At 56.3% G+C, this 14,079-nt stretch carries 14 protein-coding genes; 8 read left to right on the top strand and 6 right to left on the bottom strand.

The window, feature by feature from the left end; translation table 11 throughout:
* Positions 1-156: 156 nt before the first annotated feature.
* From rikA to ABLV66_RS24520, 4 genes are read left to right on the top strand one after another with little or no spacing between them, the layout of a single operon-like run.
* Positions 157-1,368 carry a putative transcription factor/ribokinase fusion protein RikA gene (rikA, locus tag ABLV66_RS24535; RefSeq protein ID WP_032712973.1) on the top strand — a complete coding sequence of 404 codons (1,212 nt, stop codon included), beginning with the start codon at positions 157-159 and terminating at the stop codon, positions 1,366-1,368.
* 15 nt (positions 1,369-1,383) lie between these two features.
* Positions 1,384-2,307: a Dap2 family DHDPS-related protein gene (locus ABLV66_RS24530; RefSeq protein WP_032712972.1), complete on the top strand. Its 924-nt coding sequence runs from the start codon at positions 1,384-1,386 to the stop codon at positions 2,305-2,307.
* A gap of 13 nt (positions 2,308-2,320) precedes the next feature.
* Positions 2,321-2,812: a NanQ anomerase/TabA/YiaL family protein gene (locus ABLV66_RS24525; RefSeq protein WP_047041910.1), complete on the top strand. Its 492-nt coding sequence runs from the start codon at positions 2,321-2,323 to the stop codon at positions 2,810-2,812.
* Complete coding sequence (locus tag ABLV66_RS24520; protein ID WP_045395280.1) at positions 2,809-4,080, top strand: MFS transporter; 1,272 nt, start codon at positions 2,809-2,811, stop codon at positions 4,078-4,080. Before ABLV66_RS24525 ends, ABLV66_RS24520 begins: the two co-directional genes overlap by 4 nt.
* 45 nt (positions 4,081-4,125) lie before the next feature.
* Here ABLV66_RS24520 and rhaM read toward each other — a convergent pair whose 3' ends face one another.
* The 5 genes from rhaM to rhaB form a co-directional block, all read right to left on the bottom strand.
* Positions 4,126-4,440 (bottom strand): L-rhamnose mutarotase, encoded by a 315-nt coding sequence (gene rhaM / locus ABLV66_RS24515; RefSeq protein WP_047045465.1) that lies wholly within the window; start codon positions 4,438-4,440, stop codon positions 4,126-4,128.
* Positions 4,437-5,585, bottom strand: coding sequence for a lactaldehyde reductase (fucO, locus tag ABLV66_RS24510; protein WP_049059932.1), 1,149 nt, complete (start codon positions 5,583-5,585; stop codon positions 4,437-4,439). Before fucO ends, rhaM begins: the two co-directional genes overlap by 4 nt.
* Before the next feature lie 31 nt (positions 5,586-5,616).
* Entirely contained in the window at positions 5,617-6,441 is an 825-nt protein-coding gene (gene rhaD / locus ABLV66_RS24505; RefSeq protein ID WP_015703941.1) for a rhamnulose-1-phosphate aldolase, read from the bottom strand.
* An 82-nt stretch (positions 6,442-6,523) separates the two neighbouring features.
* On the bottom strand, positions 6,524-7,783 hold the full coding sequence (gene rhaA, locus ABLV66_RS24500) for an L-rhamnose isomerase (RefSeq protein ID WP_045395283.1): 1,260 nt from the start codon (positions 7,781-7,783) through the stop codon (positions 6,524-6,526).
* Complete coding sequence (gene rhaB, locus ABLV66_RS24495) at positions 7,780-9,246, bottom strand: rhamnulokinase (RefSeq protein ID WP_348876283.1); 1,467 nt, start codon at positions 9,244-9,246, stop codon at positions 7,780-7,782. Before rhaB ends, rhaA begins: the two co-directional genes overlap by 4 nt.
* Before the next feature lie 311 nt (positions 9,247-9,557).
* On the opposite strand from rhaB, the gene rhaS reads away from it, so the two are divergent.
* Positions 9,558-10,394, top strand: coding sequence for an HTH-type transcriptional activator RhaS (gene rhaS / locus ABLV66_RS24490; RefSeq protein ID WP_047045450.1), 837 nt, complete (start codon positions 9,558-9,560; stop codon positions 10,392-10,394).
* A 72-nt stretch (positions 10,395-10,466) separates the two neighbouring features.
* Positions 10,467-11,315: an HTH-type transcriptional activator RhaR gene (rhaR, locus tag ABLV66_RS24485; RefSeq protein WP_047045449.1), complete on the top strand. Its 849-nt coding sequence runs from the start codon at positions 10,467-10,469 to the stop codon at positions 11,313-11,315.
* Positions 11,316-11,323: 8 nt separating this feature from the next.
* On the opposite strand, the gene rhaT is transcribed toward rhaR, so the two are convergent.
* A complete protein-coding gene (gene rhaT / locus ABLV66_RS24480) occupies positions 11,324-12,358 on the bottom strand; it encodes an L-rhamnose/proton symporter RhaT (protein ID WP_348876282.1) in 1,035 nt (344 codons plus the stop codon).
* Positions 12,359-12,649: 291 nt separating this feature from the next.
* Between rhaT and sodA the strand changes: the two genes are divergently transcribed.
* Entirely contained in the window at positions 12,650-13,270 is a 621-nt protein-coding gene (gene sodA, locus ABLV66_RS24475; protein WP_015368940.1) for a superoxide dismutase [Mn], read from the top strand.
* Between the two features lie 72 nt (positions 13,271-13,342).
* Positions 13,343-14,017, top strand: coding sequence for a 6-hydroxyaminopurine reductase (yiiM, locus tag ABLV66_RS24470; protein ID WP_348876281.1), 675 nt, complete (start codon positions 13,343-13,345; stop codon positions 14,015-14,017).
* The last annotated feature ends 62 nt before the right edge of the window (positions 14,018-14,079 follow it).

Here is a 14,079-nt window from a genome sequence, read left to right as displayed (position 1 = left end):
TTTCCCATTAATGATTGAGTGAATTATTTACTCACTCAATTTCTTCATTGTTTTTCCATTTTTGTTTCCTTCCGTTTTGCCTGAAAACATGGGATTGATGTCACTCTTCCTTCCGGAAGGGGTTCGTATACTTAATTCGTGACATTGGGGCCTATTATGTTTTTAGAAGAACGTAGAAAGCATATCCTGAAATATTTAAACGATCATGAGCGTGGTTTTGTTAATTATTTTGCTGCTTATTTTAGTGTTTCAAAAGAAACCATTCGCAGTGATTTAAATATTCTTGCAGAAATGGGGTTGGTGCAACGTTGTTATGGCGGAGCGATTATTTCCCGGCACAATTTAAAGGCTGAACTTATTTCTGAAACCGGTGATAGTTTCGGCGTGCTGCTGCAGCCGATTAACCATCGGAAACCTACGGCGAGCGGTCAGCAGAAAGGAAAATCGATGAACGGCAAAGTGTGTGTATTCGGCTCATTTAATGTGGATATCGTGGCCCGAGTGGAGCGTTTTCCGCGCGGCGGAGAATCGCTACTGGCGCTCGCCAGCAGCCTTGGGCCCGGTGGCAAGGGGGCGAATCAGGCGACGGCGGCCAGTAAAGCCGGCGCGCAGGTCCATTTTGTCGCTAAGGTGGGCAAGGATCAGTTTAGCCACCTGGCGGCCGATCATCTCACTCGTTCAGAAATACACTCCTATACGCTTTATCAATCTGAGAGCGAACCTACCGGCAATGCCATTATTTATGTTTCGCAGGAAAATGGCGAAAATATGATTGCTATTTACTCTGGCGCCAATACTACAATAACGCATAATGAGATTGAGGCGATTATTCCAGAGTTGTCCGCCTCCGACGTTTTACTTGTTCAGCTTGAGAATAACTTTGACGCCACCCATTCGCTAATAAAAATCGCCCGGGAACTCGGTAAGACAGTCATTCTCAATCCGGCGCCATACTCGGCGGAAATAATCAAAAGCATCCCTTATATCGATGTGATTACACCGAATGAAACCGAGGCTTCATTATTATCCGGTATCGACATTCACGATGTTGATACTGCCAAAGAAGCCGCGCTGCGCATCGCTGAATTAGGTGTAAAGAAAGTTCTGATTACCATGGGGTCGCGCGGAGCGCTGCTGCTGGATAATCGCCAGTTTAGCCAAATTCGCGCCTTTCCGGCGGTCACCGTCGATACCACCGGCGCTGGCGATGCGTTTAATGGCGCGCTCGCCGCCTCGCTGGCTGCCGGCAACACCCTGGTTCAGGCCGCGACCTGGGCCTCTGCTTTCGCCTCTCTGGCCGTCGAGCTGGAGGGGGCTTCCAACATGCCTGACTTTGCGCAGGCAAGTGCCCGACTCCGTACCCTCTAATCCAGGAAAAATAAGATGAAAACGATTAACGGTGTTGTACCCGTCATGCTGACCCCTTTTACCGCTGACGACCAGATTGATTATCCAGCGCTGGCGAAGCTGATTGATTGGTATCTGGCAAAGGGCGTGGATGCGCTTTTTGCCGTCTGCCAGTCCAGCGAAATGCAATATCTCAGCCTACAGGAGCGTGTCGAGCTGGCGCGTTTCGTGGTGCAACGCGTGGCGGGACGCATTCCAGTCATTGCCTCGGGCCATATCAGCGATGATCTGGCGGCGCAAAAAGAGGAGTTGCTGGCAATGGCGCAGACCGGCATTGATGCGCTTGTGCTGGTCACTAATCATCTCGATCCGCGTAATGAGGGCAGTGAAGTCTTTTTCGCTACCCTGCAATCGCTGTTAGCGGCTTTGCCTTCTTCCATGCCGCTGGGGCTGTACGAGTGCCCGGCGCCGTATCGCCGCCTGCTTAGCGACGACGAGTTCGCCTGGTGCGCCAACAGTGGTCGTTTCGTGGTGCTGAAAGATGTGAGCTGCGATCTGCCAACCGTTGAGCGCCGCGTGCGTCTGGCGCAGGGAACCCCGCTGAAGGTCATTAACGCCAATGCCGCGATCGCCTGGCCGGCGATGCTGGCGGGCGCCGAAGGTTTCAGCGGCGTGTTCACCAACTTCCATCCCGAACTGTACGGCTGGCTGTGGCGGGAAGGCAAAAATCAGCGGGCGCTGGCCGATGAACTGGCGATATTTCTGTCGCTGGGTGCGGTAACCGAAACGCTGGGCTATCCGAAAAACGCCAAAATTTACCATCAACGGCTGGGGACCTTCGACAGCGATGCCTGCCGGGTTAATAAAGACGATGTGCTGAGCAAATTCTGGGGGCTGACGGTGATCCTCGACCAGATCCGCGCCGGGACTGAACTGTGGCAGCAGCGGATCGCCGGCTAAGGGAGGGATCGTTATGATCGTATCGAGTCTGCAGGCGTGGTCTGCGCAACAGGCCGCGTTTCATCCGGCGATCCGCCAGGCGCTGGCGTTTATCGCCAGCCAGGATTTCCAGCGCTTCGCGCCGGGGAAAATCGACCTGATCCCGGGGAAACTTTTCTGCCTGCTACAGGAGATGGAGAGCGTGCCTTTCGCGCAGGCGCGGCCGGAGTCGCACAAGCAGTTCATTGATATTCAGTATCTGATTTCCGGCGAGGAGCGGATGGGTGTCAGCCGCGCTGAAAGCGGCAGTCATTGCGTTACCGAGGATCGGACGCCGCAGCAGGACATCCTGTTCTGGCAGGTTGAAGAAGAGGAGACGCAGATAACCCTGAAGCCTGGCATGTTCGCCATTTTCTTTCCCCAGGACATCCATCGTCCGTGCTGCCATCCGCGCGATGGCGAGCGGCAACATATCCGTAAAGCAGTGATGAAAATCGATCGCGCCTTGCTGGAGGAGGGTTTATGAGTTCGCTTAATCAAACGGCGGCTGAAGCGATTGCGGCGCCGAAACTCTCGCGTCGACGTTGGGGCATTATTTTAATCCTGCTGCTGGCCGCGGTGGTCAATTACCTCGATCGCGCCAACCTGAGTATCGCGAACACCACCATCGCCAGGGAGTTTGGCTTCTCTGGTACTGAAATGGGGCTGTTATTGTCAGCGTTTCTCTGGCCCTATGCGCTGGCGAATTTACCCGCCGGCTGGCTGGTAGACCGCTTTGGCGCGAAGAAAATGTTCAGCGGCGCGCTGGGGTTATGGTCAGCGGTGACGTTCTTAATGGGCTTCGTGAACACCTATAGCTTCTTCTACGGTTTGCGCATGCTGCTGGGCGTGGCGGAGTCACCGTTCTTCACTTCCGGTATCAAGATCACCCAGAGCTGGTTTGCGGAGAAAGAACGCGGTTTGCCAACGTCAATTATCAATACCGGTTCGCAAATCGCCAATGCGATAGCGCCTCCGGTGCTGACTATTTTGCTGTTATGGATCGGCTGGCGCGGCATGTTCATGGTTGTCGGCCTGCTCGGACTGCCATTGTTGCTGGCGTGGCTTAAGTTTTATCGCGATCCGGACGCGCGCGAGGCGATGCTGATACATACCGGGAAAGTCATACGTCCCGAAGGTGAGCAGCCGAAGGTCAGCTGGGGAGAACTGTTTCGCCGGAAAACCACCTGGTTCATGATTGCCGGTAACTTCTGCATCATGTTTACCATTTGGGTTTATCTGACATGGCTGCCGGGATATCTGGAAACCTCGCTGGGCTTTAGCCTCAAGCAGACCGGTTTTATCGCCTCGATACCTTTCTTTGCCGGTATTATCGGCGTGCTGTGCGGCGGGATGCTTTCTGACAGACTGGTGCGTAGAGGAATGAACGCTGTTACCGCGCGTAAAGTGCCGATTGTGGCGGGCGCCGCGCTGGCGGCCTGCTTCGTGATGCCGATTCCGTTTGTTGATAATAGCGGCGTTGCGATCGCGCTACTGACGCTGGGCTACTTCTGTTCACAAATGCCTTCCGGCGTGATCTGGACGTTAGCGACCGATATGGCGCCGAAAGAACAGGTCGCCTCATTGGGTGCTATCCAGAACTTTGGCGGCTTTCTCGGCGCGGCGCTGGCGCCGATTATCACCGGCATTATTCTTGATGCTACCGGGCACTTTACCAACGTATTTATTCTCGGCGGGATACTGCTGTTTATGGGGGCCTGCTGCTACGGTTTCTTTGTGCGCAAAAATGCCTAATCCCTCTGATACCAAAAACGCCTGATTGCTCAGGCGTTTTCTTTATTACGCAAGGTAAAACACTTCACTCAGTTCAGCGCTTAGCGGGCTGTTATCCGGATTCGTCGGCATCACCTCGCGCATATAGCGCCACCAGCGTTGGCAGACCTCGGTTTCCGCCACCGCATTCCAGCGGGCTTCCGATTCAATTTCCACCGTGGCGAATAGCAGATGGCGCTGTTTATCGAGATAGATCGCATAGTGGTGGGCGCCATGCGCTTTCAGCGTCGCTTCCAGTTCCGGCCAGATGGGATTATGACGGCGCTCATACTCCTCGTGGGCGTCGGGATTGACCTGCATCACAAAGGCTTTGCGGATCATAACGCCTCCAGGTATAACTCGCGCACCTCGTCGCGGCTGGCGCTACGCGGGTTACAGGGCGCGCAGGGGTCGGCCAGCGCTTTATCCAGCCAGCCTTCGATATCGGCCTTACTGACGCCAAGCTGGCTAAAGCCTTCAGGAATACCGACTCGTTTGCTCAACGCGCGAATCGCATTAATCGCCGCCATGCTGGCGGTTTCGTCGCTCATACCACCCGTATCGACGCCCATCGCCTGGGCGATGCGGGCAAAACGCGCTACCGCGTTCGGGCGGTTAAAGTTTTCGATGATCGGCAGCAGGATGGCATTACAAACGCCGTGCGGCAGATTGTGGGTCGCGCCCGGCTGGTGCGCCAGCGCGTGCACCAGACCAAGACCTGCGCTGTTGAACGCCATGCCTGCCAGATACTGACCGTATGCCATCTGCTCGCGTGCCTGCAGATTGTGCCCGTCATCAACGGCCAGCGGCAGCCACTGGTGAATTAAGCGAATCGCTTCCAGCGCGTTGGCGTCGGTCAGCGGATGGGCGCCGACGGAGACAAACGCCTCAATGGCATGAGTTAACGCATCCATACCGGTCGCGGCGGTAACCGACGGCGGAATATCCAGCATGACGCTAGCGTCGTCGACGGCAATATCCGGGATGATATTCGGGTCGATGATGACCTCTTTCACCTGACGTTCGCTATCGATAATCACCGCGTTGCTGGTCATTTCGGCGGCGGTTCCGGCGGTGGTGTTAATTGCCACCAGCGGCACGCCGGCATTTTTCACTTTGCCCACGCCGGAATAGGCCGTCGATGGCGCCGGGTTAGCGCTGAGGATTTTCACCGCCTTAGCGGTATCGATCGGGCTGCCGCCGCCAAAGGCGATAATATAGTCACATTGCGCCGCACGGAATGCGGCGATACCTTGCTGAACCAGCGCCTCGGTTGGGTTCGGAAAGACCTTATCGAACAGATGATAAGACAGTTGATGCGCTTCCAGCGCCTGAAACAGGCTATCAAGCAGGCCCATTTCCACCAGATGACCATCGGTGACAATCAGCGCTTTTCCCCACTGCTTGTCTGCGACCAGGTTTACCATATCGCCGATCGCGCCCGCGCCATGCAGGCTGATTTTCGGTAGTGCCAACATAAAGCTCATGATGATTCTCCTTACAAGGCGGCTCGCTTTCTTAGAGCGCCAGCGCGCTGGCCAGCGGCGTGACGCCAAAGCGTTGGCCTAACGCAATCAATTCTTCGCGGCTTATCGTCTGTTTCATGCCGCCCATCGAATAGACTTTCACCAATACCTCGGCGGATTTCTCGGCGGTATCGATCAGGCCGAAAGTTTCATCCAGCGTCGGGCCGCTGCCGAAGACGCCGTGGAATGGCCACAGCACCAGAGAGTGTTTCTGCATTTCGCCGGCGGTCGCCTGGCCAATCTCGTCGGTACCCGGCACCATCCACGGCAGAATGCCGACGCCGTCCGGGAACACCACCAGGCATTCGGTGCTGCCTTCCCATAGCTTGCGGGTGAACAGATCGCTGTTGTTCTCCAGCACGTAGGTCAGGGCGATCAGGTTGGTGGCATGGCAGTGCATGATCACGCGGTCTTTGCCGCCGGTGGCTTTGATGCGCTCGCAGTGCGACAGGAAATGCGCCGGCAGTTCCGAGGTCGGCACGGCTTCTTCCGTCAGCCCCCACAGAATGAAGTAGCCCGCGCCGTCGCTGTCCACTTTCACCACCCCAAGGTTGGCGGCGGGATCGAGCTGCACGTTACGGAAGAATTTACCGGAACCGGTGACGATAAACGGCTGATTAGCCAGTTCCGGCATCGGCTGGCTTAAGGCGATATAGCGCGGCTGGGGGTGAAAATCGGCTTTGAAGGGCGCGATATCCGCTTCATCCAGGCGCAGCGTCAGATTGCCGCCGTTACGTTCGTCCCAGCCTTTAAGCCAGGCGTCGGAGGTGGCTTTGATCATGCCCTGAACGAACCATGAATTGATGATGTTGTGCATAGTTTTGTCTTTCCTGTTGATTCGTAATAGGTGTGACTCCCCGAATAAACCCCATACGGCGCAATCCGGGGAAAGTCAGGCATTAGCCGCGCTGGCTCAGCACGTCTTTTTCATAGGCCCGCACGTTTTCCAGCCACTGGCTGCCTGCCGGCGTATCGTGACGCTGGCAGTACATTTCCCAGATAGCCTGCCACGGCAGCGATTTCTGCTCTTCGAGCAGCGCCAGGCGGGCGGTGTAATCCCCGTCGTTTTCCAGCTGGCGCAGCAGCGCCGTCGGCTCCAGCAGCGCGCGCAGCAGGGCTTTTTTCATGTTGCGGGTGCCGATAACCCACGCCGCGATGCGGTTGATGGAGGCATCAAAGAAGTCGAGGCCGATATGCACGCGGTCGAACAGGTTGTGGCGGATAATTTCGCTGGCGATGGCCTGGGTTTCGTCATCCAGCAGCACCACGTGATCGCTGTCCCAGCGTACCGGGCGGCTGACGTGCAGCAGCAGGCGCGGGATATAGAGCATGGCGGCGGAGATTTTGTCGGAGATGACTTCCGTCGGATGGAAGTGGCCGGCATCCAGGCACAACGCGGTCTGACGGCTGGCGGCGTAGCCCATATAGAATTCATTGGAGCCAACGGTATAGCTTTCGGCGCCGATACCGAACAGCTTGCTCTCAACGGCGTCGATATGGTGCGCCGGATCGAGCTTTTCACTGATGACCTCATCCAGCGCGTTCAGCAGACGCTGGCGCGGGGCGAAGCGGTCGACGGTAATATCTTTCATGCCGTCCGGCACCCAGATATTCATTACCGATGGCGTCCCAAGCTGCTCGCCGAAATAAGCGGAGATACGGCGGCTGGCTTTACAGTGATCGATCCAGAACTGACGAATCTCCGGGTTGGCGTGCGACAGCGTAAAGCCGTCGGCGCTGAGCGGATGCGAGAAGCAGGAAGGGTTAAAATCGAGCCCCAACTGGTGGCGTTTGGCCCATTCCACCCAGTGCTTAAAGTGTTCCGGCCTGATTTCATTACGCGCTACCGGCGTGGCGGATTCGAGATAAATCGCGTGCAGATTAAGGCGCTTCGGCCCCGGTATCAGGCTTAGCGCCTGTTCGAGATCGGCGCGTAGTTCCTGGGCATTGCGCGCTTTGCCGGGATAGTTGCCGGTGGCCTGAATGCCGCCGGTTAAGTTGCCTTCCGGGTTTTCAAAGCCCGCCACGTCATCGCCCTGCCAGCAGTGCATTGATACCGGCAGGCGGTCCAGCTGACGCAGAGCTTCCTCGGCATCTACGCCGACGGCGGCATAGCGCTGCTTAGCAATTTCCCAGGCTTGTTCAAGTTGAGTGGTCATGCGCAAAGCTCCTTTGTAGGTTGTGGCTGAAATTGCGCGACGAAGCGGGCAATTTCGCTATCTGAATGCGGGGCGAAAGTGATGAGCGACGCGTTGTCGCGTACCACCTGACGGAATTCATCGACGTTGTGCAGTTCATCCAGCGCCATCAGCTGGATGCCGATATTGCCAAGCGTGGAGGCTTCAATGGGGCCCGCCACCACCGGCAGGCCGCAGGCATCGGCGCACAGCTGGTTAAGCAGCGCGTTCTGGCAGCCGCCGCCGACGATATGCAGCTGGCTGAAAGGGTGGCCGCGGAGCGCGGCCAGTTCGTCTAATACCCGGGCATACAGCAGCGCCAGGCTGTCGAAAATGCAGCGCGCCAGTTCGGCGGGAGTGACCGGGAGCGGCAGAGCGGACTCCGCGCAGGCGGCCTGGATTTCGGCGCTCATATTGGCCGGGTTGATAAAGCGATCGTTATTGCAATCAATCAGATAACGACAGGCCGGTAGCTGCTCCGTGTCGACAATCAGCGCCTGCAGATCGCTAATGTTGTGCTCCTGCAGTACCCGCTGCAGCAGCCATAGGCCCATGATGTTTTTCAGCACCCGATAGCGCCCCTCGGCGCCGCCTTCATTAGTGATATTCGCCTTCAGCGCCTGCTGGCTGGTGTAAGGCGTTTTACTTTCAAAGCCCATCAGCGACCAGGTGCCCGATGAGAGATAGGCGGCATTTTTATCCGCCAGCGGCGAGGCGATGACGGCGCTGGCCGTATCGTGGCTGGCGACGGCAACGACCGGGATGCGGTTACCCTGCGGGCAGATCCAGTGACCGATAACATTGCCCGGATGCGTCGGCGTACCGAACCAGTCCGGTTTCGCGCCGCTCCAGCGGAGCAGCTCGTCATCCCAGCTATCGCTATTAATATTGACCAGTTGCGTGGTGGTGGCGTTGGTGTATTCCCAGTTCATTGCGCCGGTCAGGCGGTAGCTGAAGTAGTCCGGGATCAGCAGCGCGTGGGCGACCTGTTCCGCCAGCGCCGGCTGCTGGTTGACCAGCGCCCGCAGCTGATAAAGGGTGTTAAACGGCAGAAACTGGATGCCGCTGCGGCAATAGATACTGGCGCGGCCGAGGTGTTCGATTGCCTGCGCCATCAGGCCGTGAGTGCGGCTATCGCGATAGGAAACCGGCAGGCCGACGCGCTGGCCGTGCTTATCCAGCAAGACGAAATCGACGCCCCAGGTGTCGATACCGATGCTGTCGATCAGGATCCCCTGTTCGCACACCTTCACCAGCCCGCGGCGGATTTCCGCTTCCAGGCTATCGATATCCCAGCAATCGTAGCCATCCACTTTCTGCAGGCGGTTAGTGAAACGATGAATCTCGCGCAGCGTCAGCGATCGCGTCGCGGTTGCATAATTCGCGAGCATGACCCGACCGCTGGAAGCGCCTAAATCAACGGCGACACAATGACGAATACTCATGGCACGACCCTTCTTAAAATCATTACAGGCAGTCTAAAAAAGGCGTCTCTGCGTCACCTTCTCGCTACTGACAGCGAAAGCGGGTGGCTGGCAACAAAGCAAAGGTGACCGTGAGAAGCGTCACAGTTTCGTTTTATAGGCGGCGTGAGGCGGGGTGTGATGCTGGCCGCAGTTCCGGATATTTCCGGCTGGTTCTTGAAAAAACGGCAGGCTTTACGCGGTTTGCGGTCAAAAATTGAAGGCCGGATTGCCAGCCCTTAATTACTATTTGCGACGACGGTTGATAATTTTTCTCATTCGTGGAGGCTGCTATGACCGTGTTGCACTGTACGGATTTTTTTAAGGCCGGCGTCTCGGCGGTGGCGATTGAACCGCGCCTTCCACAAGCGGCCTTTCCAGAGCATCATCATGATTTTCATGAAATTGTTATCGTTGAGCAGGGGACGGGCATCCACGTTTTCAACGGCCAGCCCTATACCATCAGCGGCGGTTCGGTCTGCTTTATTCGCGATCACGATCGCCATCTTTACGAACACACCAATAACCTGTGTCTGACCAATGTACTTTACCGCGCGCCGGATGCTTTTCGTTTTCTGACCGGCGTGAACCAGCTGCTGCCGCAAGAGCAGGACGGCAACTATCTTTCACACTGGCGGGTCAACCAAACGGTGCTACAGCAGGTGCGGCAAATCGTCGGTCAGATGGAAAAGGTCGGCCCGGGCGTCGAGCCGCATACCATCGCCAGCCGTGAGATCCTTTTTATGCAGCTACTGGTGCTGCTGCACAGCAACAGCCTGGCGGAAGGCGCCGGCAACCACGAGGCGCGGCTGAATCAACTAATGGCCTGGCTGGAAGACCATTTTGCCGAAGAGATATGCTGGGAGGAGGTGGCGGCGCAGTTTTCGCTCTCTTTACGCACCCTGCATCGTCAGTTAAAGCTGCAAACCGGGCTGACGCCCCAGCGCTATCTCAACCGGGTGCGCCTGATGAAAGCGCGGCACCTGCTGCGCCACAGCGATGATAGCGTGACAGAAATCGCTTATCGCTGCGGTTTCGGCGACAGTAACCATTTTTCGACGCTATTTCGCCGTGAATTCGACTGGTCGCCGCGCGATATTCGCCAGGGGCGCGACGCTATTCTTCAGTAACGCGAGAAGAGTCAACGTATTGCCTCAGCAAAATGCGAATAATGGTTGGTTTCCGCGTCGGGAGTGAGAGTTGTGGCAGGTCAGCTGGTGCTTCGCAAAGATGAGTTTTTTGCCTCCCCCACGCAGGCGGTGGCGGTGGCTGACCGTTACCCGCAAAACGTCTTCGCCGAGCATACCCATGAATTTTGCGAGCTGGTGCTGGTGTGGCGCGGCAACGGTCTGCATATCCTCAACGATCGCCCGTGGCGGATTACCCGCGGCGATCTCTTTTATATCCGCGCGGAAGATAAACACTCTTATGCGTCGGTCAACGACCTGGTGCTGCAGAATATTATTTATTGTCCGGATCGGCTGCGGCTCAATTTTGACTGGGCGGCGCATATTCCGGGATTATTCGGCACGCCGTGGCAGCCGCACTGGCGGATCGGCAGCAGCGGCATGGCGCAGGTCAGGCAGGTGATTAACCAGCTGGAGCACGAAAGCGCGCGGCAGGATGCGCAGGCGGATAGCATGGCGGAACTGCTGTTTGCCCAACTGGCGCTAACGCTCCAGCGCTATCGCTACGCCACTGATAATCTGGCGGCGACGCAAAGCGAAACTCAGCTCGATAAACTGCTAACTGAGCTGGCCGGAAGTCTGAATCGCCCCTTTAATCTGGAGCATTTTTGTCTGCGTGAAGCCTGCAGCGAACGCGCGTTACGCCAGCAGTTTCGCCAGCAAACGGGGATGACGATAACCCACTATTTGCGTCAGCTGCGGATCTGCCATGCGCAGTATTTGCTGCAGCATACCGAGCGGCTAATTGGTGAGATCGCTATGCAGTGCGGGTTTGAGGACAGTAACTACTTTTCGGTGGTGTTTAACCGGGAAACAGGTATGACGCCGGGACAGTGGCGGCAGCGCAGTCGCGCCGCCGCGTGAAGGGGAAATCAGTTAGCCATTCCCAGGCCGACGATATTCGCGGCAATGATGATTACCACACAGCCGAGGCTGAGCACGCTGACCGGGCGGCGTCCGGCGTTGTTCCACTCTTTCAGCACCAGCCCGACCAGCCCACCGCACAGTACGTAGAAGCTCATATGCAGCATCCAGCTCATGTAGTCATACTGCGCCGGGATACTGGCGTGACCCCAGGCATAGAAGAAGAACTGCAGGTACCACATGAGTCCGCCCAATGCGGAAAGCAGAATGTTGCTGATGATAAGCGGTTTTGCCAGCGAGAAGTCGGCTTTTAGCGACAGATCCTTCACTTTGGCGAGGCGAATAAAGCAGAAGCCGAGGTTGACCAGCGCGCCGCCGCCCATGATCACCACGTAGCTTGGCAGCGCGGTATACAGCGGGTCGACGCCCAGCGCCGCGGCGGCTTCATGCATTGGTTTAGCGGCATTCATCGCGAATGACATGCCGGCGGAGAAAATACCGCACATTACCGCCAGCATCAGCCCTTTTTTCAGGTTGAACTCTTCCGCTTTGATGCCCATTTTGCGCTCTTTAAGCTGGCCGGCGCGGGTAACGATACCCACGCCAATCACCGCCACCAGCACGCCGAGCAGGGTCATTTGTCCGCCTTTGGTGTGAATCAACACATCAAATTGGCCGTTGAGGATCGGCGTCATTAAGGTACCGACGATAAGCGTAATGCCGATAGCGATACCGATACCCATCGACATCCCCAGATAGCGCATGGTCAGGCCATAGTTGATGTTACCGATGCCCCACATCGCGCCGAACAAAAACACCGGCAGCAGCGTGGAAGCGCTAAACGAGCGGTAGTAGGCCCAGAAATCGGGCAGCAGCATGGCGCTTATCGCCCACGGCAGAATCAGCCAGAAGACAATCCCGCCGATCGACCACATGGTTTCCCACGACCAGTGTTTCACCTTCTTGAAAGGGGCATAAAAACAGGCGGCACTGGCGGCGCCGATTAAATGCCAAAAAATTCCCATCGTAATCGCATGATTCATTGCCTTTACCCTCATCTGTTTTTGGGTTGGATAGACTCTCTCCGATGCGATGAGTGTAAAAATTGCGCAGTTTTTACGCCTTTGAGCTGTTGCCACGCCAGGCGAAACTCTGGCAATCAGGGGCTTAATGAGTTGTTTTGGCTCACAAACTGGGGTGTATCTATTTTGGGTATAACCTTAGTAAAACTACGGCATTGATAATCATTTTCAATATCATTTAATTAACTATAATGAACCGACTGCTTACGCGGCGTTAACACCCTCTGCCGCCCGATAATAATGGAGATGATTATGAGTTATACACTGCCATCCCTGCCGTACGCTTACGATGCTCTGGAACCGCATTTCGACAAGCAGACGATGGAGATCCATCATACTAAGCATCACCAGACCTACGTTAACAACGCTAACGCAGCGCTGGAAAGCCTGCCGGAATTCGCTAACCTGTCCGCGGAAGAGCTGATCACCAAACTGGATCAACTGCCGGCTGACAAAAAAACCGTACTGCGTAACAACGCGGGCGGCCACGCTAACCACAGCCTGTTCTGGAAAGGCCTGAAAACCGGCACCACCCTGCAGGGCGACCTGAAAGCCGCTATCGAGCGTGATTTCGGTTCCGTGGACAATTTCAAAGCTGAATTCGAAAAAGCGGCAGCAACCCGCTTTGGTTCCGGCTGGGCGTGGCTGGTGCTGAAAGGCGACAAACTGGCTGTAGTTTCTACCGCTAACCAGGACTCCCCGCTGATGGGCGAAGCCATTTCCGGCGCTTCCGGCTTCCCGATTATCGGCCTGGATGTGTGGGAACACGCTTACTACCTGAAATTCCAGAACCGCCGCCCGGACTATATCAAAGCCTTCTGGGACGTGGTGAACTGGGACGAAGCAGCAGCGCGTTTTGCCGCCAAAAAATAAGGTTGCATTGTGCTAAGAGAGAAGCGAGTCTGATGACTCGCTTTTTTTATATCCGTAGCAAGGAGAGCAGCAATGCATTATCCGGTGAATGTCTTTGTCGGCAAAATCAGGGACTACGACGGTAGCCGCCCCAGCGCAATTGGTAAAATCCAGGTCGATGGCGAATTACAGCTCGGCGAGCTCGGACTGGAAGGGGACGAGCAGGCGGAAAAGAAAATTCACGGCGGGCCGGATCGCGCGTTGTGCCACTATCCCCGCGAGCATTATCTCGACTGGATCCGCGAATTCCCGCAGCAGGCCGATCTGTTCTGCGCACCCGCATTCGGCGAAAACCTTTCTACCGAAGGGCTAACGGAAAAAAACGTCTATATCGGCGATATCTTTCGTTGGGGCGAGGCGCTGATTCAGGTCACTCAACCGCGCTCTCCCTGCTTCAAACTGAATTACCATTTCGGTATTAGCGACATGGCGCAACTGATGCAAAACAGCGGCAAGGTTGGCTGGCTCTACCGCATTATCGCCAGCGGCCAGGTCTCCAGCGATGCGCCGCTGGAGCTGGTATCGCGACTAAGCGATGTGAGCGTACATGAGGCCGGAGCGATTGCCTGGCATATGCCGTTTGACGACGATCAGTATCACCGTCTGTTATCGGCGGCGGGTCTGTCGGTGAGCTGGAGCAGAACGATGCAGAAGCGGCGTTTAAGCGGGCAGATCGAGGATAATTCGCGGAGATTATGGGGGAAATAATTCCCCCATATTGAACGTTGCAACCCGTAGCCCGGCTCAGCGTAGCGCAAGCCGGGACAGAC

The organism is Klebsiella sp. CN_Kp073 (genome assembly GCF_040065495.2).
In the GTDB taxonomy this organism is placed as follows: domain Bacteria; phylum Pseudomonadota; class Gammaproteobacteria; order Enterobacterales; family Enterobacteriaceae; genus Klebsiella; species Klebsiella aerogenes.
Note: the sequence above shows the minus strand (reverse complement) of the source record. Positions and strands in the feature narration are given on the sequence as shown.